The following is a 24,642-nucleotide window of genomic DNA, read 5'->3' as shown; positions in this document are numbered from 1 at the left end:
TGAGCTACGATGCGCAATTGCGCATCGGAGAATCCATACGCCCGATCGTGGTTATGGATTCCGGGCTCGCCCTCCGGGCGCCCCGGAATGACGACGGTGTTTGTGGCCGCCCGCTCGGTTACTCGCTGCGACTGTTCCGCCATTCGTCCATCGAATCGTAGATGACGGCCTCGGGCCAGCGAGGATCAATCTCGCAACGCCGTGTCCACGTCAAATGGACTTGAGCCACGCGGCCTCCCTCGAGCGCAACAAGAACGTCGTCGCAGTCTTCGCGTCGGGCGACGATCCCGGCGGATCGATTGGCCAGCGCATGATTGGGACCAACTTCGCGCGCAAGTTCTTCTTCGAACGCGGCGCGGAGCTGATCGTCGGCCATCCAAGACCACGCCTCAGGAAGCTGGTCAGTCACCGCCCGCCGTTCCCCCGGCAAGCCGCTTCAGCACGCCCTTTCCCGCGGCCACGCCTGTCGCGAACGACGCCTGAAGCAGATAGCCGCCGGTCGGGGCCTCCCAATCGAGCATCTCTCCTGCGGCGAACACGCCCGGCAGACGCTTGAGCATGTAGTCGGCATCGAGCTCGTCGCGCGCGATGCCGCCAGCGCTGGAGATGGCGCGGGCGAGGCCGGCCGTGCCCGTTGCCTTGATCGGGACGGCGTTGATGAGCGCCGCGAGATGTTCGGGCGACAGCGACGACAATGCCAGCCCTTGCGTCTTTGCGACCTCCTGCAAGAGCCCGATCGCAACCGGAGAGAGTTGCAGCGCCTTGCGCAGGACGTTCGAGAACGACTGTTTTCCGCGCGGTGCCGACAACCGCCTGATCAGATCGGGCGTCTCGAGGTCAGGCCGCAACGCGACATGCAGGACCGCCTCGCCATTCAGCGCGATGGCCTCGCGCAATTCGGCCGACAGCGCATAGACCGCGCCGCCCTCGATGCCGTCCCGCGTGACGACCGCCTCACCGCGTACGCTGCGCCCGCCGAACGACAGCGCGATGCCCTTCAACGGCTGGCCCTCGAAGCGGTCGCGGAACAGGTCCGACCAGCCGACGGTGAAGCCGCAATTGGCCGGCCGCAGCGGCGCGATCGCGATTCCCTTCGCCGCGAGGATTGGCACCCAGCCGCCATCGGAGCCGAGCCGCGGCCAGCTGGCGCCGCCAAGGGCGAGCACCGTCGCATCGGCTGCAATGGCGCGCGGGCCGTTTGGCGTGTCGAAGATGAGACGTCCCTGATCGTCCCAGCCGGTCCAGCGATGGCGCAGCTCGATGCGCACGCCCTGGGCATCGAGCCGGCGCAGCCAGGCGCGGAGCAGCGGCGAGGCTTTCATCGCGACCGGAAATACGCGGCCCGAGGACCCGACGAAGGTCGGCTGGCCCAGCGCTTCGCACCAGTCGCGCAATTGTTGCGGCGAAAACGCTTGAATGGCCGGCGCAAGCCACGTCGCTGCTTCGCGATAGCGCGACAGAAATGCCGACAGCTCTTCGCTATGCGTGAGGTTGAGTCCGCCTCGCCCCGCCATCAGGAACTTGCGCGCCACCGATGGCATCGCATCGTAGACGGTGACGCTGACTCCGCCCTCAGCCAGCACCTCGGCGGCCATCAGCCCGGCCGGGCCGGCTCCGATGATAGCGATGTTTGGTCTTGTCGGGAACATCGCGCAAACGGGTTGGGTTGGACGGAGGGTCCGCAACAGAGGTCGTCATTCCGGGATGCGCCTCTTGGCGCAGGCCCGGAATCCATACTCCCGATCGTGGTTATGGATTCCGGGCTCGCGCTGACGCGCGCCCCGGAATGACAGTGAGAACTACAACTTGATCCCCAGCCGCGCGGCGGCCTGCGAGACATACTTCTGCGTCTGCTCGAACGCGCCCTGCAGCGCGCGGGCCTTCGACATGTCGCTGATTTCGGCAAAATGCGCGGCCACCGCGTCCGGCGTCCATTCTTCCGGCGGCAGATTGATGCCCTCGCTCTCCAGGATCTTGATCACCGCGAACGAGCCGGCGCCGGCGCCCATGATGGTGCGGGTCGGCGCGTCCTCGCTCAGCAGATACTCCACCGCCGGCGTGATCGATTCCGGCTTCATCAGTTGCAGCGCCTGCGGCGGCAGCAGCTCCTCGGTCATGCGGGTGGCCGCCGTCGGCGAGATGATGTTGACGCGGATGTTGGTCTTGCGGCCCTCCTCCGCCAGCACGTTCATCAGGCCGACCATCCCGGTTTTGGCCGCGCCGTAATTGGCCTGACCGAAATTGCCGAAGAGACCTGAAGAAGACGTGGTCAAGACGATGCGGCCGTAGTTGCGCTCGCGCATTCCGTTCCAGACTGCCTTGCAGCAGTAGAAGCTGCCGACGAGATGCACGTCCAGCACCTTGGCGAAATCGGCGACCTCCATCTTGCCGAACGACTTATCGCGCAGGATGCCGGCATTGGCGCACATGATGTCGACGCTGCCCCACTCCTTGGTGGCGCGCTCGACCATCGCGGTGACCTGCTCGAAATTCGAGACGTCGGCCCCGTCGGCCATCGCGGTGCCGCCGGCCTTGCGGATCTCCTCGACCACGGTCTCGGCCGCGGTCATGGAGCCACCGGTGCCGTCGCGGGCGCCGCCGAAATCATTGACCACGACCTTGGCGCCGCGGCTCGCCAGCCCCAGCGCATGCGCGCGCCCGAGACCATTGCCTGCGCCGGTGACGATGGCGACACGTCCGTCGAATCTGATTGCCATGATGTTTTACCCTGCGATTTTCAGTTCGTCATGCCCGGGCTTGACCCGGGCATCCATCCCTTCTTCGGAAGTAGATGGATCGCCGGGTCAAGCCCGGCGATGACGAGCGTTGATTAGCTGATATAAATGAGACCGATCCAGTCGGCGACAAGCGCGGGCTTGTCCTCGCCTTCGATCTCGACCGTGACGTTGGTGCGCGACTGCAATTCTTTCGGTTTGCGCAGAGTGGCTTCAGACAGCACGAAACGGCCGCGCACGCGTTTCCCGGATTTCACTGGCGAGATGAAGCGCAGCTTGTCGAAGCCGTAGTTCACGCCCATGGCCGTGCCCTCGATCGCCGGCATGACCTCGTAGGACATCACCGACAGCAGCGACATCGTCAGGAAGCCGTGTGCGATGGTGGTGCCGAACGGCGTCGCCTTCGCCGCTTCCGGATCGACATGGATGAACTGGTGATCCTCGATCACGTCGGCATAGGTATCGATGCGCTTCTGATCGAGCACGTGCCACGACGACACGCCGATCTCCTGGCCGACCATGGCCTGATAGGCTTCAAGCGAAATCGGCGGCTTCTTCCAGATATTGTTCATGCGTTTCTTACACCTCGTGCCCGGACGGTCGCGTCTTCAGCTCCGGGAAATCCTCTTCCTTGAATTCCATGCCACGCAACTGATCAGTGCGGTTGTCCTCGTGCTCTAGCCGGCGCAGCTGCACGCGGCGGATCTTTCCGGAGATCGTCTTCGGCAGCTCGCTGACCAGCTCGAGCCGGCGGATGCGCTTGAACGGCGCCAGCCGTGCCTGCAGGTGCTCAAAGATCGACAGCGCGGTCGCGCGCGAGCGCTCCGCGCCTGATGTCAGCAGCACATAGGCCTTCGGGATCGCAAGCCGGATCGGATCGGGGCTCGGCACCACCGCCGCCTCCGCGACCGCCTCATGCTCCAGCAGTACGCTCTCGAGTTCGAACGGCGAGATGCGGTAGTCGGAGGATTTGAACACGTCGTCGGAGCGGCCGACGAAGGTGAGATAACCCTCCTCGTCTCGGAACACGACGTCGCCGGTGCGATAGCGCGTGCCGTCCGCGCCCGTGAGCTTGCCGTCGTCGCCCTGATAACCTTGCATCAGGCCGGCCGGACGCTCACCCGACAGCGCCAAGGTGATCTCGCCCTCGCTCGCCAGATTGCCGTCGATGTCGGCGACCTCGACGCGATAGCCCGGCAGAGGCCGGCCCATCGAGCCGATCTTCAGCTTCTGACCCGGCGAATTGCCGCAGATCGCGGCGGTCTCGGTCTGGCCGTAGCCGTCGCGAATCGTGAGCCCCCACGCAGCGCGGACCTGGTCGATCACTTCCGGGTTGAGCGGCTCGCCGGCGCCGCAGGCTTCGCGCAAGGACACCTTGAAGTCGGCGAGATGCTCCTGGATGAACAGCCGCCACACCGTCGGCGGCGCGCACAGAGTGGTGACGCCGCAGCGTTTGATGATCGCGAGCAACCCCTTGGCATCGAAGCGCGGCTGGTTGACGACGAACACGGTGGCGCCGGCATTCCACGGCGAGAAGAAGCAGCTCCAAGCATGCTTGGCCCAGCCCGGCGAGGAGATGTTGAGATGCACGTCGCCGGGCTGCAGCCCGAGCCAGTACATTGTCGAGAGATGCCCGACCGGATAGCTGCGATGGCTGTGCCGCACCAGCTTCGGCTTGGCCGTGGTGCCGGACGTGAAATACAGCAGCATCGGATCATCAGGCTGCGTTGGACCATCCGGCGTGAACGCCTCGGCGGCGTCGGCGGCCTGCGCGAACGGCAGCCAGCCGGCCGATGTCGTCGTCCCCACGACGATCCGAACCAAATCATCCGCGCCGAGATCGGCGAACTTCGCGACCTGGTCCTGCGCGGCGACGACAGCCTTCGCGCGGCCGCGCTCCAGGCGATCGCGCAACTCATCGGTGGTCAGCAAGGTCGTCGCTGGAATCACGACGACGCCGAGCTTCATCGCCGCCAGCATCGTCTCCCATAGCGGCACGACATTGCCGAGCAGCAGCAGCAGATGATCGCCGCGCTTCAGCCCCTGCGCGCGCAGGAAGTTCGCGACCTGGTTGGAGCGGCGCGACAGCGCGGCGAAGGACAGTTTCGTCTGGCGATCCTGCGCGGCGTCGAAGATCCACAACGCGGTGCGCTCGCGGCTCTCCGGATCGGATGCGAGTTCGGCATCGAACCAGTCGAGCGCCCAGTTGAACGGGACGGGATCGGGCCAGCGAAAGCGTTTCACGGCGGCATCGTAGTCGGTGCGATGCGCCAGCAGAAACGCGCGTGCGTCCTTGAATGTCGTCATCAGGTGGTCCCGGCGAGCTTGCGGACGTGCTGAATGATGCCTGAGAAATCGACGCCGCCATGGCCGGCGGCCTCGAACGCCTTGTAGATCTCCTGCGCGTGCTGACCGAGCGGCGTCGCAGCACCGGCCGCCTTGGCCGCGTCCTGCGACAGCGTGAGATCCTTGAGCATCAGCGCGGTGGCAAAGCCCGGCTTGTAGTCGTTGTTGGCGGGCGAGGCCGGCACCGGGCCCGGCACCGGGCAATAGGACGTCAGCGACCAGCACTGCCCCGACGAGGTCGAGGCGACGTCGAACAGCGCCTGGTGTGACAGGCCGAGCTTTTCGCCCAGCGCAAACGCCTCGCCGACCGCGATCATCGAGATACCGAGGATCATGTTGTTGCAGATCTTGGCCGCCTGCCCCGCGCCGGCACCACCGCAATGGACGATCTTCTTGCCCATCTTTTCCAGGATCGGCTTGGCCGCGGCGAATGCGCCCTCCTCGCCGCCGCACATGAAGGTCAGCGTCGCGGCTTTCGCGCCGCCGGTACCGCCGGAGACCGGCGCGTCGACCGCCGCGATGCCGTGCTTGGCCGCGAGCGCATGCGCTGATCGCGCGCTCTCGACGTCGATGGTGGAGGAGTCGATAATGAGCGCGCCCTTGCTCATCGCGGGCACGACCTCGTTCCAGACGGCAAGCACATGCTTGCCGGCCGGCAACATGGTGACGACGGCGTCGGCGCCCTTCACCGCGGCGACGGCGCTATCTGCAATCGCGGCACCATCGGCCTTGGCCTGCGCGCGCGATGCTTCGACCAGGTCGAACGCCACCACCTTGTGGCCGGCCTTGACGAGGTTGGCGGCCATCGGTCCGCCCATGTTGCCGAGGCCGATGAATGCGATCGTTGCCATGGTTCGTTCTCTCCCTCGACCTGATTGTTATCTCGTTTGCGGAAATGTCAGCTCATCGGCACCGATCTCGGCGAGATACGGCGCCAGCATTTCCGGCGTCACCTGATCGACGTCGGGCGGCGACCACTTCGGACTGCGGTCTTTGTCGATGATTGCGGCCCGCACGCCCTCGCGGAAATCGTCGCTACGGAAGACTTCCAACGCCGCACGATATTCGCGCACGAGGCATTCCTGCAACGATGTCGCTCCGCGCGCCAGCCGCAGCAACTTCAGCGTCACGACCATGCCGCGCGGCGACTTCTCCTTCAGCGTCTTCAGCGTTGCGTGCGCCAGCTCGGAGCCATCGCCTTCCAGCGCCGCAAAGATATCGTGCATGCTGTCGTGGGCAAACCATGCATCGATCTTTGCCTGCTGCGCAGCAACGGGCCCGGCGGTCTCGCCGGTGGCAAAACCAGCGATCAGCCGGTCGATCTCGGCCGACAATGTCCCGGGCCTGACCTTGGTCAGGACCTCGCGCAGCGCCGGCCACTTCTCGGTTGGCACGACCGCATCCGCAAACCGGGCATGGATCGCGTCGGGCCCGTTCAACGTCTGGCCGGTCAAGCCGAAATAGGCGCCAAGCTGTCCCGGCGCGCGTGACAGCAGCCAGGTGCCGCCGACATCGGGAAAAAATCCGAGGCCGACCTCGGGCATCGCGAGCTTGGTCTTCTCGGTGACGATGCGATGGCGGCCATGCGCCGACAGGCCGACGCCGCCGCCCATCACCAGACCATCCATGTAGGCAACATAAGGCTTCGGGAACGCCGCAATGCGCGCGTTCATGATGTATTCCTGGCGCCAGAACACCTTGCCGAGATCGCCATTCACCTTCGAGCTTTCATAGAGCCCGCGAATGTCTCCGCCGGCGCACAGCCCGCGCTCGCCCGCGCCTTCGAGCAGGACAACGGCGACGGCGGAATCAGCCTCGAACTGATCGAGCGCCGCGTCGATGCCCATCGACATCTCCAGGGTCATCGCGTTGATCGCCTTGGGCCGGTTCAGCCGGATGATGCCGGCCGAGCCTTCGCGTCGGACGATCAGATCGCCTTCGATGGCGTCGCTCATCGCGCGCCCTCGATCAGCTTGCGCGACACGATCAGGCGCATGATCTCGTTGGTGCCTTCGAGGATCTGGTGCACGCGCAGATCGCGCACGATCTTCTCGATGCCGTATTCGCTGAGGTAGCCGTAGCCGCCGTGCAGCTGCAGCGCCTGGTTGGCAACCTCAAAGCCGACATCGGTGCCAAAACGCTTGGCCATCGCGCACAGCATCGTCGCATCCGCATCCTTGCGGTCGAGCGCCGCGGCGGCGCGCCACACGAAGGTGCGCGCGGCCTCCAGCTCGATCGCCATGTCGGCGATCCGGAATTGCAGCGCCTGGAATTCGTCGAGCCGCCTGCCGAAGGCCTTGCGCTCTTTGGTATAGGCCAGCGTCTTGTCGAGCGCGGACTGCGCGCCGCCGAGCGAACACGCCGCGATGTTGAGACGGCCGCCGTCGAGTCCGGCCATCGCGATCTTGAAGCCGATGCCCTCTTCGCCCAGGCGGTTGGCCACCGGCACGCGCGCGTTCTCGAAAATAACGGCGCGGGTCGGCTGCGCATTCCAGCCCATCTTGCGCTCATTGGCGCCGAACGACACGCCGGGGGTCTTGGCGTCGATCACGAGCGTCGAGATGCCGCCGGGACCGTCGGCGCCCGTGCGAACCATCGCGACGAGGATGTCCGTCGCGCCAGCGCCGGAGATGAACTGCTTCTGGCCGTTGAGCAGGTAGAAATCGCCGTCCCTTACTGCGCGCGTGCGCAGCGCGGCGGCATCGGAGCCGGCGCCGGGCTCGGTCAGGCAGTAGCTCGCGATGAGGTCCATCGGGCAGAGCTTCGGCAGATATTCCTGGCGCTGCGCTTCGGTGCCGAAGGTGTCGATCATCCACGACGCCATGTTGTGGATGGAGATGAAGGCGGACACCGTCGGGCAGCCTGTCGCCAGCGCCTCGAAGATCAGCGCGGCATCGAGACGGGACAGGCCGGAGCCGCCGACATCGTCGCGGATGTAGATGCCGCCCATGCCGAGGCTTGCGGCTTCGCGCATCACGTCGACCGGAAAACACTTCTCCTCGTCCCAGCGCAGCGCATGCGGGGCGATCTTCTCGGCCGCAAAGGCGCGCGCCATGTCGCGCACCGCAATCTGATCCTCATCGAGAGCGAACTGCATTCGTTCTCCGCGTTTCCCTGAACTTGTTTTGTAGGCCGTGCCGCTGTTTCATACGCCGTCATTGCGAGCGAAGCGAAGCAATCCAGAATCTTTCCGCGGAGGCAGTCTGGATTGCTTCGTCGCTTTGCTCCTCGCAATGACGCAAGTGGGAGCCCTGGTGGGCTCCCACTTGTCGTCACTTCATCAGCGGAATCGAGAATTCCGCGCCTTCCTTGACGCCGGACGGCCAGCGCGAGGTGACCGTCTTGGTCTTGGTGTAGAAGCGGATCGAATCCGGGCCGTGCTGGTTGAGATCGCCGAAGCCGGACTTCTTCCAGCCGCCGAAGGTGTAGTAGGCGATCGGCACCGGGATCGGCACGTTGATGCCGACCATGCCGACATTCACCTTGGCTGCGAAGTCGCGGGCCGCGTCGCCGTCACGGGTGAAGATCGCAACGCCATTGCCGTAGTCATGATCCGACGGCAGCGCCAGCGCCTCGGCGTAATCCTTGGCGCGGACGACCGACAGCACCGGACCAAAAATCTCTTCCTTGTAGATCCGCATGTCCTTGGTGACGTTGTCGAACAGACAGCCGCCCATGTAGAAGCCGTTCTCGTAGCCCTGCATCTTGAAGCCGCGGCCGTCGACGGCAAGCGTCGCGCCTTCCTTGACGCCGATATCGACGTAGTTCTTGACGCGCTCGACCGCCTCGCGGGTCACCAGCGGACCGAAATCAGCCGACGGATCGACCGAGGTGCCGATCTTCAGGCTCTCGACGCGCGGGATCAGCTTGTCCATCAGCCGGTCCGCGGTGGTCTTGCCGACGGGCACCGCGACGGAGACCGCCATGCAGCGCTCGCCGGCCGAGCCATAGCCCGCGCCGATCAGCGCGTCGACGGCCTGGTCGAGATCGGCGTCGGGCATGATGATGGCGTGGTTCTTGGCGCCGCCGAAGCATTGGCAACGCTTGCCGTGCGCGGCGGCGCGCTCATAGATGTACTGCGCGATCGGCGACGAGCCGACAAAGCCCACCGCCATGATGTCCGGATCCTCGAGGATGGCGTCGACCGCTTCCTTGTCGCCGTTGACGACGTTGAGGATGCCCGCCGGCAGGCCGGCCTCGATCATCAGCTCGGCGAGCTTCATCGGCACGCCCGGATCGCGCTCTGAGGGCTTGAGGATGAAGGCGTTGCCGCAGGCGATGGCGGGCGCGAACTTCCACATCGGAATCATCGCCGGGAAATTGAACGGCGTGATGCCGGCAACGACACCGAGAGGCTGGCGCATCGAGTAGATGTCGATGCCGGGGCCGGCACCTTCGGTGTACTCGCCCTTCATCAGATGCGGAATGCCGCAGGCGAATTCGACGACCTCGAGGCCGCGCTGGATGTCGCCCTTGGCGTCCGGAATGGTCTTGCCGTGCTCGCGCGCCAGCAGCTCGGCGAGCTGATCGTAGTCGCGCTGCGCGAGTTCCAGAAACTTCATCATCACGCGCGCGCGGCGCTGCGGGTTGGTCGCGGCCCAGGCCGGCTGCGCGGCCTTGGCGTTCTCGACGGCGGCCCGCAGCTCGGCGCGGGAGGCGAGAGCGACCTTGGCCTGCACGTCACCGGTCATCGGCTCGAAGACGTCGGCGGTCCGTCCGGACGTACCTTTGACCTCTTTGCCGCCAATGAAATGACCGATCGAACGCATGGGTATCCTCCGCAGGGGGTAAGCAGTGCCGAATTGGCCGGCATCTTGCAGTCTTTGCGGCGTTTGGGAAGGGTTTAAGCGCTGAGCCGCGCTGCGAAATTGCCGCCCCTTCGCGCTCGCGGCACGCCGTGCGTCGCGCCTCTCGTCCGAAGCTCAGCGCTTGGCGGCGGCCACCTTATTCGCCGGACGTTTTGCGGGCGCCCGCGCCGGGGTCTTCCCCGCAGGCCCGCCACCATTGGCGACCGCCAGGGCCACCTCCCGTCCTGAGCTCAAAATCTCGTCCGACAATTCCCCGCTGCCGGTAATGCGCGCCATGACGATCGTCCCCATCAGGGTCGCCAGCATGGCCGAGGCACGCTTGCGCGCAGTCTTGCGCGGCACGTCGACGATATAGTCGGCGAAGAGATCGATCAGCTCCGCCAGCTTGGCGGCAAAGGCCTTGCGGGTCTTCGCACTCTCCCGCGCGATCTCGGCCCCCAGCGCAGGGACGGCGCAACCGTGGCCGGCATCGTCGCGATGCTCCGAAGACAGATATCCGTCGACGATCGCAGCGAGCCGCTTCTGCGGCGGCATCTCATCCAGGAGCTTGCGCCAACGCTCCATGGACCGATCGATCGCATAGCCGAAGGCTTCGACGACCAGCGCCTCGCGCGATTCGAAATGCGCATAGAAGCCGCCATGGGTGAGGCCGGCCTCCTTCATGAGGTCGGCCACGCCGACCCCGTGAGCGCCCTTTTCCCGCAGCCGCACCGACGCCTTGCGCACGATTCGCGCGTGGGTTTCCGCCTTGTGTTCCGGAGAGTAGCGCATTGCCGTCCCATTGAATGTCCGAGGTCATACAATAGCAGCTCTGCGCCCTGCTCGCTGCAGCTATTTGATGAATTCGAGTTGATCTAAATCAAGACCGTGACACCATTCCCGAAAGCCGGAACTCAGCCGTGCTCACGAGGAGGAAGCGACCATGGATATGCTCAATTCCCACTGCGGCATCGAACGCGATTCTCGCGGCGTCGTGCGGCTGACGATCTGCAACGCCGGCAAGCTCAATATTCTCGGTTCTGCCGCCATCCTGGACGTTCAGAACGGCCTGCACTCGCTCGCATCAGACACCGGTATTCGCGCCGTGGTGCTTGCCGGCGAGAGCGAGCGCAGCATGATCGGCGGGGCCGATATCAAGGAAATGGCGACGCTCGACCAGGCGTCCGCGGAAGCGTTCATCTCGCGGCTTGCCGGACTGTGCGAAGCCGTGCGGAATTTTCCCGCCCCGGTGATCGCGCGGATGCCGGGCTGGTGTCTCGGCGGCGGCCTGGAAGTCGCGGCGGCCTGCGATCTCCGCATTGCAGCGCATGACGCCAAGTTCGGCATGCCCGAGGTGCGCGTCGGCATCCCCTCGGTCATTCATGCCGCGCTGTTGCCGCGGCTGATCGGCTGGGGCCGCACGCGCTGGCTCCTGATGACGGCCGAGACGATCGACGCGCCGACCGCGCTCGCCTGGGGCCTGGTCGATTCGGTGGCCACGGAAGGCGAACTCGATGCCGCGGTGGAGCGCGCCATCGATTCCCTCCTCGCCTGCGGCCCGGAAGCGCTCCGGCTGCAGAAGGCCTTGTTGCGGCAATGGGAAGATCTGCCGCTGAAGGAATCGGTCGAGGTGTCGATCGGCGCCTTCGGGCGCTCCTTCCTGACCGACGAGCCCACGCGGTTGATGCAGCATTTCATCGATCGCAAGCGGTAGAGCCGCAAGTTTCTCCAAGTTTTCGACCTCAGCTTCCCCCAGTCTCGCTCGCACCCTCACCACAAAGTGCGCGAGAACGATGGTTTGCTTTTCCTGGCCCCCATTATATGATGATCATCATCTTTATTCAGGGAGCCTTGTCATGGCCTCGTCCGATCCCGTCGTGATCCTGTCCGCCGCGCGCACGCCGCTCGGCCGTTTCATGGGCGAATTGTCGCCGCTGCGCGCGCACGAGCTCGGGGCTCACGTGATAAAATCGGCGATCGAACGCGCGGGTGTCCCCGCGGATGCGGTGGGCGAAGTGTTCATGGGCAATGTGCTGCCGGCCGGTCAGGGCCAGGCCCCGGCTCGCCAAGCCGCGCGGGGCGCTGGCCTGCCCGATGCGACCGGCGCCACCACCATCAACAAGGTCTGCGGCTCCGGAATGAAGGCGACGATGCTGGCGCACGACATCATCCGCGCCGGCTCTGCCGAGATCGTCGTCTCCGGCGGAATGGAGAGCATGAGCAATGCGCCCTATCTGCTGGCCAAGGCACGCGGCGGCTATCGCGCCGGCCACGACCGCATTCTCGATCACATGATGCTGGACGGCCTGGAAGACGCCTACGACACCGGCCGCTCGATGGGCGACTTTGGCGAGGCCACGGCGGAAGCCTATCAGTTCACCCGTGCCGACCAGGACGCCTACGCGGTGGAAACGCTGACGCGCGCCCGCAAGGCGGTCGAGAGCGGCGCGTTCGCGGCCGAAATCGCGCCGATCACGCTGACCGAGAAGTCCGGGCCACGGCTGGTCGGCAATGACGAGCATCCGCTCAAGGTCGATCCGGCGAAGATCCCGGCGCTGAAGCCTGCGTTCCGCAAGGACGGCACCATCACGCCAGCGGCGTCCTCCGCCAATGCGGACGGCGCCTCGGCCCTCGTCCTCGCCCAGCGATCGCGCGCCGAGCGTGACGGCCTGCCCGTGATCGCCGAGATCAAGGGGCACGCGACCCACAGCCAGGAGCCGCAATGGTTCACGACGGCGCCGATTCCGGCGATCCGGAAACTGCTCGACAAGGTCGGCTGGCGCGTCGAAGACGTCGATTTGTTCGAGATCAACGAGGCCTTCGCGGTGGTCGCCATGGCCGCGCAGCGCGACCTCGGCATTCCCCGTGACCGGCTGAACGTCAATGGCGGCGCCTGCGCGCTCGGCCATCCCATCGGCGCCACCGGCGCGCGGCTGATCGTGACCTTGCTGCACGCGATGCAGGCCCGCGGCCTGAAGCGCGGCGTCGCCGCGCTGTGCATCGGCGGCGGTGAGGCGACGGCGATTGCGGTCGAGCGGCCGTAATGTCCCAAAACGAGGGAACTTTGCCATTTATGTCACCCGCGCCGTCTGCCAGACTGGCGCCGTTTCCCAGCCTCACGAGACCCGCATGATCTCCAATCAGCTCGCCGCAGCCCTCGGACGGCGCAATATCCACTATGGCTGGGTGATGGTTGCCGTGACCTTCTTCACGGCGCTCGTGTCCGCCGGCACGGTGGGCGCGCCCGGCGTGTTCATCGTGCCGTTACAGCAGGAGTTCGGCTGGAGCACCGCCGAGATCTCCTCGGCGCTGTCGATCCGCTTCGTGCTGTTCGGGCTGATGGCGCCGTTCGCGGCTGCCCTTTTGAACCGCTACGGCCTGCGCAATATCACCCTGCTGGCGCAGTTGATCGTGGTGTCGGCGCTGCTCGCCTCGCTGGCGATGACTCAGGTCTGGCACCTCGTGTTGCTGTGGGGCGTGGTGATCGGCCTCGGCACCGGCATGACCGCGCTGGTGCTCGGCGCGACCATCGCCACCCGCTGGTTCGTGGCGCGGCGCGGCCTCGTCGTCGGCATCCTCACCGCCAGCGTCGCCACCGGACAGCTGGTGTTCCTGCCGCTGCTGGCGAGCCTCACCGAGCGGCTCGGCTGGCGCACGGCGCTCGCGCTGGTTTGCTGCGCCCTCGCCGTCTCGGCCACCGCCGTGCTGCTCCTGATGCGCGATCGCCCGAGCGATCTCGGACTGCGCCCGTTCGGCGATACCGGCACCGAGCCGATCGCCGCGCCCGCCCCCGTGACCACATCGATCCTCACCGCCGCGCTCGGCACCCTGCGCGACGCGGTGCGCGTGCCGGTGTTCTGGATGCTGTTCGCGACCTTCTTCATCTGCGGCGCCTCGACCAACGGGCTCGTGCAGGTGCATCTGATCCCGATGTGCCTCGACTTCGGCATCCCGCAAGTTCAGGCCGCGAGCCTGCTGGCCGCGATGGGCATGTTCGACTTCGTCGGCACGATCGTGTCGGGCTGGCTGTCGGACCGCTACGACAATCGCTGGCTGCTGTTCTGGTACTACGGCCTGCGCGGCCTCTCGCTGCTGTTTCTCCCCTTCACCGACTTCTCGTTCTATGGGCTATCGCTGTTCGCGATGTTCTACGGCCTCGACTGGATCGCCACCGTGCCGCCGACGGTGCGGCTGACGGCGCAGCGCTTCGGGCCGGAGCGCGCCAATCTGGTGTTCGGCTGGGTGTTCGCCGGCCATCAGCTCGGCGCCGGCACGGCGGCGTTCGGAGCCGGCCTGTCGCGCACCCTGCTGCAGAGCTATCTGCCGGCATTCTTCATGGCCGGCGCGCTCTGCATCATCGCCGCGCTGCTCGCGCTCGCCATCGCGCGGCAGGCGAAACCTGCCGCGGCGTGAGGCTCACGGCCGCGTCGTCATCGCCGTCGGCGGGCCCGGCGTCCGCAGCGGCTCGGCAAGGCGCGCGAACTCGCACAGCAGCGCGCGCGTCTTGCGGGGATCGATGATCTCCTCGACCCAGAACTTCTCGGCCGAGCGGAACGGCGAGCGCAGCTTGTTGAGCCGTTCCTCGATCTCCTTCAGCTTGGCCTTCGGATCGGGCGCGGCGTCGATCTCGGCGCGGTACGCCGCCTCGATGCCGCCTTCGAGCGGCAGCGAGCCCCAATAGGCCGACGGCCAGGCATAGCGGATCGAGAATCGGTCGGCCGGCTGATGCACGACGCCGGCGACACCGAACGAGTTGCGCACGATCACCGTGCACCACGGCACCGTCGACTGGTTGACTGCCGCCATCGCGCGCACGCCATGGCGAATGGTCGCCGCCTTCTCGGCATCGAGGCCGACCATGAAGCCGGGACAGTCCATCAGGTAGACGATCGGCAGGTGGAAGGTCTCGGCGAAGTCGACCCAGCGGATCACCTTCTGGCAGGCATCGGCGGTCCACGAGCCACCGAAGTGATAGGGATCGCTCGCCAGCACCATCACCGCGCGGCCTTCGAGGCGCGCGAGCCCGACGATCAGCGGACGGCCGTAGTTCTGCGCGACCTCGAAGAACGAGCCGCTGTCGACGACGGACTCGATGATCGGCCGCATCTTGTAGACGCGGCGGCGATCCCGCGGCACGGCGCTGATGAGTTGCTCATCGCTGCGCTGTGGATCGTCGGTGCAGGGCAAGGTCGGCGGCAGCTCGTAGACCGAGGACGGCAGATAGGACAGGAAGCGCCGCGCGCAGGCGAAGGCTTCCGCCTCGGTGTCGACGGCATGATCGACGCCACCGGCCTTGGTCTGGATGTCGGCGCCGCCGAGCTCCATCTTGCCGAGGTCCTGCCCGAGCCGCTTCACCACAGGTGGGCCGGCGACAAACATCGCCGACTGCCGGGTCATCACCGAATAGTGGCTCGCCGCAAGCCGCGCGGCGCCGAGGCCTGCCACCGAGCCGAGCCCCAGCCCGACCACCGGCACCAGCGACATGTTCTCTGTCGTGTAGCGGTACCAGCGATTGCCGCCGATACCGCCCGGCAGATTGGCCGCGCCCTTGGTTTCGATCGTCTTGACCGAGCCGCCGCCGCCGGAGCCTTCGATGATGCGGATGATCGGCAGACGGAAGTCGTGCGCCATCTCCTCGGCCATCAGCGGCTTGGCCGCGATCGAGGCATCGGCCGAGCCGCCGCGCACGGTGAAATCATCGCCGACCACGACGACAGTGCGGCCGTCGACACGCGCGCGGCCGAACACGCAGTTCGCGGGCGTCACATGGGTGAGCTCGCCCTGCTCGTCATATTCGCCGAGACCGGCGACGGCGCCGATCTCGTGGAAACTGCCGGGATCGACGACGCCGTCGATGCGCTCGCGAACGGTGAGACGGCCCTGGTCGTGCTGACGCTTGACCTTGTCAGGCCCGCCCATCTCCCGCGCGAAGGCTTCGCGCCGGGCCAATTCCTCGAGCTCCGGCTGCCAACTCATTCGTTCCCCCTGCCCCGGTGATGGTCTTCTTATGATTGGTCTTCGTCGTCACCTGCAGCGGCTTCCTCTCCATCCGGCTGTTGAAGACGTCGGCTTCGGCACCCTGCAGCAGGGCCGCAATGTTGCGACCGAGTTCGCGCATCGGCTGCGCCACCTCGTCGTGCAGGCGCTGCTCGTCATACATCGCCGACAGCAGCCCGATGGTGAGCACGACATTGGTCTGGTACTGCGGCGACCACACCGGCAGCGCGAGGCCGTTGATATGAGGACTCCACAGCCCGCAAGCGACGACGTAGCCATGCTCCTTGAGGAACTGCCTGTTGTGCTCCAACCGCGGCCGCAAGAGATTCGCCGCATCCGGCATCTCGCGCTCCATCTCGGCGAGCAGCGCATCGCCGACCTCCGGCTCGAGCGCGGCGACATAGGCGTGCCCGGCGGCCGTCGAGGCCATCGAGATGCGGCTGCCGGTGGTCTCGTGCAGACCGAGCGCATTCGCGGCGCGGCCGAACTCCAGATAGACCAGATGAAACTGATCGGGGATGACGAAACCAACCGTGCCCGGCAATTGCTCGGCGACGTCCTGCAGGCGCTGGCGGATCAGGTTGCGCAGCTGCAAGCCGCGGGTCATCGAGGTGCTCATCGCGACCGCGCTCGGGCCGATCCGATACTTCTGATCGCGCGGCAGATAGACCAGCTGGCCCATCCGCGTCAGCGTGTGCGTCAGCCGCGACACCGTCGACCGCGGCAGGCCGCAGCGGTTGGAAATTTCGAGATTGCCGAGCCGCGAATCGTGCCCCTCGAAACAACGAAGCACGTCGAACGCTCGCGACACCACCTGAATGACCTCGCCCTCGCCCGCGAGATCCCCGGGCAGCATGCCCACCCTGCTCAATCGCTCAGACCGTCGTCCCATGCGCGTTCCACTCAATTCCATGATGCGGAATTAAATTCCGCTTACAGAACAAGCTAGCGCAGGCGTTTTGCCCCCACAACACAAGAGCGTTTCTAAAACCGACCGTTCTTCAGCGTGTTGGCACAAGACTCGACCTGTCAGCGCAATTCGGAATGGCATGCCAGACGCCGTGCTCGGGGACGGTGTTGCAGCACCGCATGAAGCCGCGGCGGCGGGTGACAGCCATCCCGGAGAGCCGGGCGCGGCGTCGCTCCACGCCGCTCAATCCCTGGGCAACGGCAACATTTGACCAGCGCTGCCCCAACTGTGGGCTGGCCGCTCCGGCACGGCTGCGACATAACCGGCGCGCCACCCGTGTCCCCGCCGAGCTCGTCATGACCACCGAACATCCGCGGCCTGCCCGCAATCCGCAGCATTGGGCGTCCGCCGCGATGCCGCCGTTGCAGCGCTTCCTCTCGGCCTGCCATGCCGATTTCTGGCCCGATCATGACGGCGCGGTCGCGAACTACATCCCCGAGCTCGGCAAGGCCGATCCTGCGCATTTCGGCATCAGCCTCGCCACGCTCGACGGGCATGTCTACGAGGTCGGCGACAGCCGCGTGCCGTTCACGATCCAATCGATGTCGAAGCCGTTCGTGTTCGCGCTCGCGCTCGATATTCTCGGCTCCGACGAGGTGGAACGGGTCATCGGCGTCGAGCCGTCCGGCGATCCCTTCAACTCGATCCGCCTCAATGCCGAGAACCATCCCTTCAATGCGATGGTCAATGCCGGCGCGATCGCCTGCAGCGGCCTGGTGCGCAAGGCCCGGCACGCCGACGCCTTCGAGACCATCCGCGACGCGCTCGGCCGCTTCGCCGGCCGAAAGCTCGACGTCGATGACGCCGTGTTCGCCTCGGAGGCTGCGACCGGCGACCGCAACCGCGCCATCGCCTATCTCCTGCGGACATCGAACGTCATCAGCGAGCCCGTCGACGACGTGCTCGCGGTGTACTTCCGGCAATGCGCCGTGCTCGTCACCGCGCGCGACTGCGCGATCATGGCGGCGACGCTCGCCAATCGCGGCGTCAATCCGGTCACCGGCGAACAAGTCGTGACGCCCTACGCGGTGTCGCGCACGCTCTCGGTGATGACCTCCTCGGGCATGTACGACTTCGCCGGCGAATGGATCTACCGCGTCGGCATTCCCGCCAAGAGCGGCGTCGGCGGCGGCATTCTGGCGAGCCTGCCGGCGCGGCTCGGGCTCGGCAGCTACTCGCCGCGGCTCGACGGTCACGGCAACAGCGTGCGCGGCATCAAGGTGTGCGAGGCGCTGTCGGCTCATTACGGCCTGCACATGCTGAACCGTTCCGATGATGCCCGCACCACAATCATCGCCGACTACGACATCGGCGCCAATCCGTCGCGCCGCAGCCGAAGAGCCCAGGAGCGCGAGATCCTCGCGGCGCATCCTGATGCGGTGCGCGTGCTCGAACTCGTCGGCACGCTGTCGCTGTCGAATGTCGACTACGTCTCCCGCCAGCTAGCGGCGGGCGAGCGGCCGCAATTCGTGATCTTCGATCTGCACCGCGTCACCGCGATGACGCCGGCGGGCCTGCGCCTGCTTGCCGAACTGTTTCACGAGCTCGCGGATTTCCACGTCACCGTCGTGCTCTCCGGCATCCGCCGGACGTCGCCGGAGTGGCAGGAGATCAGCGCGCGCACCGGCGACATCCGCAACGTGCGCGACTTCTACCTGCTGGACACCGCGATCGAATGGGCCGAGGACCAGATCGTCTACCGCTATGGCGGCGCGATCGATTTCCTCGAGACCACCGAGCTTGCCGAGCAGCCGCTGCTCGCCGGCCTCAGCGACGAGGAACGTCACGAGCTCGCCGCGCTCGCTACGATCAGGCACTATCAGCAGAGCGAGCGCATCATCGCCGCCGGCGAGGCCGCGACCTCGCTGTTTTTCCTGCGCTCCGGCGTCGTTCACGTCACCCTGCCCGACGGCATCCGCCTGGCAACGCTCACGGCCGGGCAATGTTTTGGCGAGATGGCATTGCTCGAACCGACGCGTTCGGCGGACGTGACTGCCGACTTCTCGGCCACCGCGTTCGAGATCACGCTGGCCGATTTCGAGCGCTTCCGTGTGCGGCATCCGAAGGCCGGCGAACGCATCATGCGCAACCTCGCCCTTCTGCTCGCCGAGCGCCTGACGATCGCCAATGCGCGGCTCAATCTGCTCGCGGCGGACTGACCCTGGAAAACTGAGTCAGTCATCGAACCTTCACAGCCAAGCCGCTCGGCCGCAGCTGCGGCCCGAAAAACCGTGGCTCCGAATGGCCCGCGGCCGATGCTTCTCATCACTCGTAATTGTACGGGCTCGCCCAAACGTTACCGAGAGTCGGTCGCAGGACAACCATAAGCGAGCCCAATTCGCGCCGCATTACCCGACGATCTTCTGAACCGTCGATGAACGCCGAGTGGGGACTTTGCGGAGCAGACATCGACGTGGGGTGTTCCGAGTGAAATTCCAGCCGTCCGTCGCGTGCGTATTCGCGCAACGGAGAGTCGTGTCCAGTCCAGGGAGGAAACGGCATGAAGGAAGCCACTAAGAGGGCAACATCGGAAGCACTCGCACACATGCTGGCGGTCACATCCATGATCGTCATCGCCAGCGTCCTGTTCTACGGGCGATGAAGGGCTGTCTGGAGGTTCTGCGTCGCAGTTGCTTCATCGCCCGTAGGTGGGAATGTGGGCTCGATTGCTCACGCGAACGACCGAGTTGAGTTGCGTTTGAGTTAGTAAGCGTAGCGTAGAGTATTGCGTCAATCGCGCGGCGATCCGGGTCGGGACGAATGTGTTCAAGCGTATCGTCCCGCCTCGGCCGCCCGCGGTCGGCCTATTGTGCCGTGGCTCGGTTGCTCCTCATCATTTAGACTTTCCGAAGTGAGGCACCATCCCGCCGGCAAAGCCGACGAATCGCGCGCTGACTGCGTCCCCGATCGCGAGATCGTGGTCGCCATGGGCCATCATGCGAAAGCCCTCGCGCATATCCACCAGCACGATGTTGTACGGCACATGCGCGCGCGTCTCCGGAGTCGCGGCGCGGCAGACCAATGAGGTGGCGTAGACGGTGCCCTCACCATCAGCCGCATGGTCGGTAAGCGCCGGCGAGCCGCAGGCCGCGCAGAAGTCGCGGCGAAAATATTGCACATGGGCACAGCACGCGCAGCGCTGATAGCGAATCGCAGCCGTTCCCCTGGTCCAGTCATCGCCTTCGATCATCGCACACGCTCCCAGAACATGCTGACATGCGACGACAGCACGCCGCCGTCGCCGTGCAGCAAGGTCAGCGCGGCATTGCGCACCTGGCGGCCGCCGGCCCTTCCCGTCATCTGCAGATGCGCCTCGTTGAGATGCGCCATCGCCCCGCCGACGCCGCAATGACCATAGCTCAGCAGGCCGCCATGGGTATTGAGCGGCACGGCGCCGTCGCGACTGAAATGTCCCGCCCTGATTCGCGCCGCCGCCTCGCCGCGACCGGCGAGCCCGAGGTCCTCGAGCAGCATGCACAGCGTGATCGTGAAGCTGTCGTAGACGGCGGCGTAGTCGACATCGGCGATCTCGACACCCGCCGTTGCCTTGGCCTGCTTGATCGCGATCTCCGCCCCGAGTTCGCTCAACGCAGGCGCGGCGGTGACATGCTGATGGGTGTGCGCCTGGGCGCAACCGCGGACGCGCACAGCGGTGGTGCCGGTCGGCTCGCGGCTGACAATGACGGCGGCACCGCCGTCCGACACGGGGCAGCAGTCCAAAAGCTTCAACGGTTTCGCCACGGGCTTCGAGGCCATGACATCGGCGACCGTGATCGCCTCGTGAAATTGGGCGCCGGGATGATCGACGGCGTGCCTGCGCATCAGCACGGCGAATTCGGCAAGATCTTCCTCGGTGACACCGTACTCGTGCATGTAGCGCGAGGCGACGAGGCCGTAATAGGCGGGGATCGTCGGCCCCAGCGGCAGCTCGTAGTCGGGATGGCCGACCTGCGCCAGCGCCTGGATCGAGGCGTCGCGGCTCTGGCCCGTGAGACGGTTTTCGCCGGCGACGACGAGCATGTTTCTGACCACTCCCGCATCGACGAGGTGATGCGCGAGCATGACCATCGCAAGCCCGGTGGCGCCGCCGACCTGCACCGCGTGGGCGTAGGATGGCGTGATGCCGAAATGCTCGGCGAACACGGTGGCCAGCATGATGTGCGGCGACACGGTGGAATAGCCGCACAGGATGCCGTCGATGTCACGGCGCGTGAGCTCGGCATCGTCGAGCGCGAGCTGCGCCGCCATGCTCATCAGGTCGAGCGACGAGCGGCCGTCGTGGCGGCCGAAGGATGTGAGGCCGGTGCCGGTGATGTAGGTCATGGGGCTTCACCCTCCACAGTCATTCCGGGGCATCGCGCAGCGATCAACCCGGACTCTCGAAGTGTGGAGCGACGGTGCCAGACAATCTCGAGAGTCCGGTTTCGCGACGTCGTCGCGCCCCGGAATGACGGGGTGTGGTAAACGGCGCTCATTGTCGATCGAAGACGTAGCCGCGAGCCCCGCTGCGCTCCCCTCCCCCTTGCGGGGAGGGGTCGGGGGTGGGGGTGGCCACACGACGAATCTTCGCGGAGTACCCCCCTCCCTGCCCCTCCCCCACAAGGGGGGAGGGAATGCTGGCAGCGTGCGTCCCTGATGGCTGAATAGTTGATCATCTCAATACGGGATCGTCTCTGTACAACGTTTCAATACGACTTCGGCATGCCGAGGACCTTCTCGGCGATGAACGACAAAATCAGCTGCGGGCTGATCGGGGCGATGCGCGGGATCAGAGATTCTCGCAAATAGCGCTCGACGTGATACTCGCGCGCATAGCCGAAGCCGCCATGCGTCATCACCGCCTGCTCGCAGGCGTGAAAGCCGGCCTCGGCCGCGAGATATTTTGCGGCGTTCGCCGCCGGGCCGCAGGCCATGCCCTGGTCGTATTGCCAGCCGGCCTGCAACACCATCAGCCACGCGGCCTCCAGCTCCATCCAGTTCTTGGCCAGCGGATGCTGGATGCCTTGATTTTGACCGATCGGACGATTGAACACGTTGCGCGTCCGCGCATAGGCTGACGCACGCGACAGCGCGAGATGGCCGAGCCCGACGGCTTCCGCCGCGATCAGGATGCGCTCGGGGTTCATGCCGTGCAGGATGTAGTCGAAGCCCCGCCCCTCCTCGCCGAGGCGATCCTCGACCGGGATCTCGAAGTCCTCGAAGAACAGCTCGTTGGAGTCGACCGGCTTGCGGCCCATCTTGTCGATCTCGTGCACCTTGATGCGGCTGCGATCGAAATCCGTGTAGAACAGGCTCAACCCGTGGGTCGGCCGCTTCACCTCCTCCAGCGGCGTCGTGCGCGCCAGCAGCAAGATTTTTTCCGCGACCTGCGCGGTCGAGATCCACACCTTCTGGCCGTTGACGACGTAGCGGTCGCCCTTGCGCACCGCGCGGGTCTTGAGTTGCGTCGTATTGAGGCCGGTGTTCGGCTCCGTGACCGCGAAACACGCCTTCTCGCTGCCGTCGACGATGCCCGGCAGCATCCGCGCGCACTGCTCCTTGGTGCCGAACACGACGACCGGATTGAGCCCGAACACGTTCATGTGGATCGCCGAGGCACCGCTCATGCCGGCGCCGGACTCCGCGATCGTGCGCATCATGATCGCGGCATCGAGAATGCCGAGGCCCGAGCCGCCATACGCTTCGGGGATGCAGATGCCGAGCCAGCCGGCGTCAGCCAGCGCCTTGTGGAAGTCAGCCGGGAAGCCGCCCTCCTTGTCCTTCTTCAGCCAATAGGCATCGTCGAAGCGGGCACAGATTTTTGCCACCGCGTCGCGGATCGATTCCTGGTTGGCCGAGAGTGCGAAATCCATGCGCTCACTCCTTCGCAGGCGACGGCGTAGTCGCGCCGTCGCGGATCATCGCGGCGATCTCGTCCGACGAGAAGCCAAGCTCGCGCAGGATCTCGTGACCATGCTCGTTCGGTCGCCCCGCCAGATGCTGCGGCTCGGCCCTGGTTTCGGACCAATTTGCCGACACGCGCGTACTGCGGATGGGGCCTTCGGTGGGGTGCTCGACAACGGGAAAGAAATCGGTCGCGACGAGATGCGGATCGTGCAGCAGGCTTTCGAGATCGTGCATCGGCATGACCGGGATGTCGGCCTCGTTCAACAGCGCGGTCCATTCGGCCGTCGTGCGGGTCTGGAAGATGCGCGCCAGCTCGGCATAGACGACATCGATGTTGGCAGCGCGCCGCGCAAAGCTGTTGAAGCGGTCGTCGGCGCGCAGGTCGGTGCGGCCGGACGCCTCGAAGAACGCGTCCCACTGCTTGTCGTTGTAGACGATGACGCAGAGATGGCCGTCGGCGGTCTTGTAGGGCCGGCGGTCCTGCGACAGGTGCCGCGCATAGCCGCCCTTGTCCAGCGGCGGCTCGTAAGTCAGCCCACCCATGTGGTCGCCCATGATGAAGGCCGACATGGTCTCGAACATCGGCACGTCCAGGCGCTGGCCGCGGCCGGTACGGTCGCGATGCACCAGGCTGGCGCAGATCGCGCCGACGGCGGTCAGGCCGACGATGCGGTCGACCAGCGCATTCGGCACATAGCGCGGCGTGCCATCACCAGCGACCGCCATCAGATGCGCCAGCGCCGCCCCGCCCTGGATCAAATCGTCATAAGCGGGCTTCGCCGCATAGGGGCCATCCTGGCCGAAGCCGAACACGCCGGCATAGACCAGCCGCGGATTGAGCGCGGAGATCAATTCATAGCCGAGGTTCAGCCGGGCCATCGCCTGGGGGCGGATGTTGTAGAGCAGGACATCGGCAGTCTTGACCATGCGCAGCACGGCTTCGCGGCCGGCCGGCTTCTTCAGGTCGAGGCAGATCACGCGCTTGCTGCGGTTCGTGTTGAGGGTGACCGGTCCCATGCCCGGATGGCGCCACGGGCCGATCTTGCGGGTGACGTCGCCCTCCGGCGATTCCACCTTGATGACGTCGGCGCCATAGTCGCCGAGCGTCTGGGCGGCATACGGCCCCATCAGCACGGTGGTCATGTCGATGACCTTGATGCCCGCAAGCGGTCCCATCGCGGCGTTGGCTCCCTCGTTCGTTGTTATCGACAGAGCTAACGGCACCGGGGGTTCCGGGGCAAGCGGGCGTGCGCGTATGGGGCCATGCGTGAGACCGCGCTGTCGCAACATTCCGTCGCGCGGATCACGATCGGACGCGCCGTTGCATCGCACCAGATGTTCCACGCCAACACCAGCATTCTGCGATTCCCTTCGGCCCTACAGCTGTGTCAGCATGTCCTTCCAACATCCAAAAAACAGTCAGGGAGAACGCTGTCATGACGCTGTATCAGGGCAAATGCTTCTGCGGCACGGTCGAGCTCGAGGCCGATGGCGAGCCGGAGGCGATGGGCTATTGCCACTGCTCGTCCTGCCGGTCGTGGTCGGCGGGTCCGGTCAACGCCTTCACCTTGTGGAAGCCGACCAATGTGCGCGTCACCAAGGGCGCGGAGGCGATCGGCACCTATCACAAGACCGACATGAGCCACCGCAAATACTGCACCAAGTGCGGCGGGCACCTGATGACCGACCATCCGCCGCTCGGCATGATCGATGTCTATGCCGCGACGATTCCGGCGCTGAAGTTCACGCCCGGCGTGCACGTCAACTACGCGGAGAGCGTGCTGCCGATCAAGGACGGCCTGCCGAAGCTGAAGGACTTTCCGGCCGAGTTCGGCGGCTCCGGCGAGATGATGCCGGAGTGAGTATGATGTAGCCCCACCCGCCGTCATTCCGGGGCAAGGCCGCAGGCCTTGAACCCGGA

Annotated in this window: 20 protein-coding genes and 1 pseudogene; 5 read left to right on the top strand and 16 right to left on the bottom strand. The window is 65.9% G+C overall.

Going from position 1 to position 24,642, the window contains the following annotated elements:
* Positions 1 to 118: 118 nt before the first annotated feature.
* The 10 genes and pseudogenes from ACQR1Y_RS13895 to ACQR1Y_RS13850 form a co-directional block, all read right to left on the bottom strand.
* A complete protein-coding gene (locus ACQR1Y_RS13895; protein WP_434876833.1) occupies positions 119 to 376 on the bottom strand; it encodes a hypothetical protein in 258 nt (85 codons plus the stop codon).
* Positions 377 to 401: 25 nt separating this feature from the next.
* Positions 402 to 1,649 (bottom strand): NAD(P)/FAD-dependent oxidoreductase, encoded by a 1,248-nt coding sequence (locus tag ACQR1Y_RS13890; RefSeq protein ID WP_434876832.1) that lies wholly within the window; start codon positions 1,647 to 1,649, stop codon positions 402 to 404.
* Between the two features lie 150 nt (positions 1,650 to 1,799).
* Positions 1,800 to 2,717, bottom strand: coding sequence for an SDR family NAD(P)-dependent oxidoreductase (locus tag ACQR1Y_RS13885; RefSeq protein WP_434857505.1), 918 nt, complete (start codon positions 2,715 to 2,717; stop codon positions 1,800 to 1,802).
* 113 nt (positions 2,718 to 2,830) lie between these two features.
* Complete coding sequence (locus ACQR1Y_RS13880; RefSeq protein ID WP_434876831.1) at positions 2,831 to 3,307, bottom strand: MaoC family dehydratase; 477 nt, start codon at positions 3,305 to 3,307, stop codon at positions 2,831 to 2,833.
* Positions 3,308 to 3,314: 7 nt separating this feature from the next.
* A complete protein-coding gene (locus ACQR1Y_RS13875; RefSeq protein WP_434876830.1) occupies positions 3,315 to 5,042 on the bottom strand; it encodes an AMP-binding protein in 1,728 nt (575 codons plus the stop codon).
* A pseudogene (gene mmsB / locus ACQR1Y_RS13870) lies at positions 5,042 to 5,938 on the bottom strand (3-hydroxyisobutyrate dehydrogenase); the annotation flags it as partial. The pseudogene mmsB and the gene ACQR1Y_RS13875, both read right to left, overlap by 1 nt.
* A gap of 21 nt (positions 5,939 to 5,959) precedes the next feature.
* Positions 5,960 to 7,036 carry an enoyl-CoA hydratase/isomerase family protein gene (locus tag ACQR1Y_RS13865; protein ID WP_434876829.1) on the bottom strand — a complete coding sequence of 359 codons (1,077 nt, stop codon included), beginning with the start codon at positions 7,034 to 7,036 and terminating at the stop codon, positions 5,960 to 5,962.
* Positions 7,033 to 8,178, bottom strand: coding sequence for an isobutyryl-CoA dehydrogenase (locus tag ACQR1Y_RS13860; protein WP_434876828.1), 1,146 nt, complete (start codon positions 8,176 to 8,178; stop codon positions 7,033 to 7,035). Before ACQR1Y_RS13860 ends, ACQR1Y_RS13865 begins: the two co-directional genes overlap by 4 nt.
* Before the next feature lie 175 nt (positions 8,179 to 8,353).
* Positions 8,354 to 9,850, bottom strand: a complete 1,497-nt coding sequence (locus ACQR1Y_RS13855) for a CoA-acylating methylmalonate-semialdehyde dehydrogenase (protein ID WP_434857510.1) — start codon at positions 9,848 to 9,850, stop codon at positions 8,354 to 8,356.
* A 153-nt stretch (positions 9,851 to 10,003) separates the two neighbouring features.
* Positions 10,004 to 10,660 (bottom strand): TetR/AcrR family transcriptional regulator, encoded by a 657-nt coding sequence (locus ACQR1Y_RS13850; protein WP_434857511.1) that lies wholly within the window; start codon positions 10,658 to 10,660, stop codon positions 10,004 to 10,006.
* 151 nt (positions 10,661 to 10,811) lie between these two features.
* Here ACQR1Y_RS13850 and ACQR1Y_RS13845 point away from each other — a divergent pair, with 151 nt between their 5' ends.
* From ACQR1Y_RS13845 to ACQR1Y_RS13835, 3 genes are all read left to right on the top strand, one after another.
* On the top strand, positions 10,812 to 11,582 hold the full coding sequence (locus ACQR1Y_RS13845; protein ID WP_434876827.1) for an enoyl-CoA hydratase: 771 nt from the start codon (positions 10,812 to 10,814) through the stop codon (positions 11,580 to 11,582).
* 142 nt (positions 11,583 to 11,724) lie between these two features.
* Positions 11,725 to 12,912, top strand: a complete 1,188-nt coding sequence (locus ACQR1Y_RS13840; RefSeq protein ID WP_434876826.1) for a thiolase family protein — start codon at positions 11,725 to 11,727, stop codon at positions 12,910 to 12,912.
* 85 nt (positions 12,913 to 12,997) lie between these two features.
* Positions 12,998 to 14,281 carry an MFS transporter gene (locus ACQR1Y_RS13835; protein ID WP_434876825.1) on the top strand — a complete coding sequence of 428 codons (1,284 nt, stop codon included), beginning with the start codon at positions 12,998 to 13,000 and terminating at the stop codon, positions 14,279 to 14,281.
* 3 nt (positions 14,282 to 14,284) lie between these two features.
* Here the strand turns inward: ACQR1Y_RS13835 and ACQR1Y_RS13830 are convergent, their stop codons facing one another.
* Together ACQR1Y_RS13830 and ACQR1Y_RS13825 are read right to left on the bottom strand one after the other, a co-directional pair.
* Complete coding sequence (locus tag ACQR1Y_RS13830) at positions 14,285 to 15,844, bottom strand: acyl-CoA carboxylase subunit beta (RefSeq protein ID WP_434857515.1); 1,560 nt, start codon at positions 15,842 to 15,844, stop codon at positions 14,285 to 14,287.
* Positions 15,774 to 16,757: an IclR family transcriptional regulator gene (locus ACQR1Y_RS13825; protein ID WP_006610855.1), complete on the bottom strand. Its 984-nt coding sequence runs from the start codon at positions 16,755 to 16,757 to the stop codon at positions 15,774 to 15,776. The genes ACQR1Y_RS13830 and ACQR1Y_RS13825 overlap by 71 nt, the downstream gene beginning before the upstream one ends.
* Before the next feature lie 374 nt (positions 16,758 to 17,131).
* Between ACQR1Y_RS13825 and glsA the strand changes: the two genes are divergently transcribed.
* Positions 17,132 to 18,994: a glutaminase A gene (glsA, locus tag ACQR1Y_RS13820; RefSeq protein ID WP_434876824.1), complete on the top strand. Its 1,863-nt coding sequence runs from the start codon at positions 17,132 to 17,134 to the stop codon at positions 18,992 to 18,994.
* 674 nt (positions 18,995 to 19,668) lie between these two features.
* On the opposite strand, the gene ACQR1Y_RS13815 is transcribed toward glsA, so the two are convergent.
* From ACQR1Y_RS13815 to ACQR1Y_RS13800, 4 genes are all read right to left on the bottom strand, one after another.
* Positions 19,669 to 20,025 (bottom strand): Zn-ribbon domain-containing OB-fold protein, encoded by a 357-nt coding sequence (locus tag ACQR1Y_RS13815; protein ID WP_434876823.1) that lies wholly within the window; start codon positions 20,023 to 20,025, stop codon positions 19,669 to 19,671.
* On the bottom strand, positions 20,022 to 21,158 hold the full coding sequence (locus ACQR1Y_RS13810; protein ID WP_434876822.1) for a thiolase family protein: 1,137 nt from the start codon (positions 21,156 to 21,158) through the stop codon (positions 20,022 to 20,024). Before ACQR1Y_RS13810 ends, ACQR1Y_RS13815 begins: the two co-directional genes overlap by 4 nt.
* Positions 21,159 to 21,520: 362 nt before the next feature.
* Positions 21,521 to 22,687: an acyl-CoA dehydrogenase family protein gene (locus ACQR1Y_RS13805; protein ID WP_434876821.1), complete on the bottom strand. Its 1,167-nt coding sequence runs from the start codon at positions 22,685 to 22,687 to the stop codon at positions 21,521 to 21,523.
* 4 nt (positions 22,688 to 22,691) lie between these two features.
* A complete protein-coding gene (locus ACQR1Y_RS13800; protein WP_434876820.1) occupies positions 22,692 to 23,897 on the bottom strand; it encodes a CaiB/BaiF CoA transferase family protein in 1,206 nt (401 codons plus the stop codon).
* A 260-nt stretch (positions 23,898 to 24,157) separates the two neighbouring features.
* Between ACQR1Y_RS13800 and ACQR1Y_RS13795 the strand changes: the two genes are divergently transcribed.
* Positions 24,158 to 24,583, top strand: coding sequence for a GFA family protein (locus ACQR1Y_RS13795; protein ID WP_434876819.1), 426 nt, complete (start codon positions 24,158 to 24,160; stop codon positions 24,581 to 24,583).
* Positions 24,584 to 24,642: the final 59 nt, after the last annotated feature.

Origin of the sequence: Bradyrhizobium sp. HKCCYLRH3099, assembly GCF_051167855.1 — a bacterium.
Taxonomy (GTDB): Bacteria; Pseudomonadota; Alphaproteobacteria; order Rhizobiales; family Xanthobacteraceae; genus Bradyrhizobium.
This window is presented reverse-complemented; position numbering and strand designations above follow the sequence as displayed.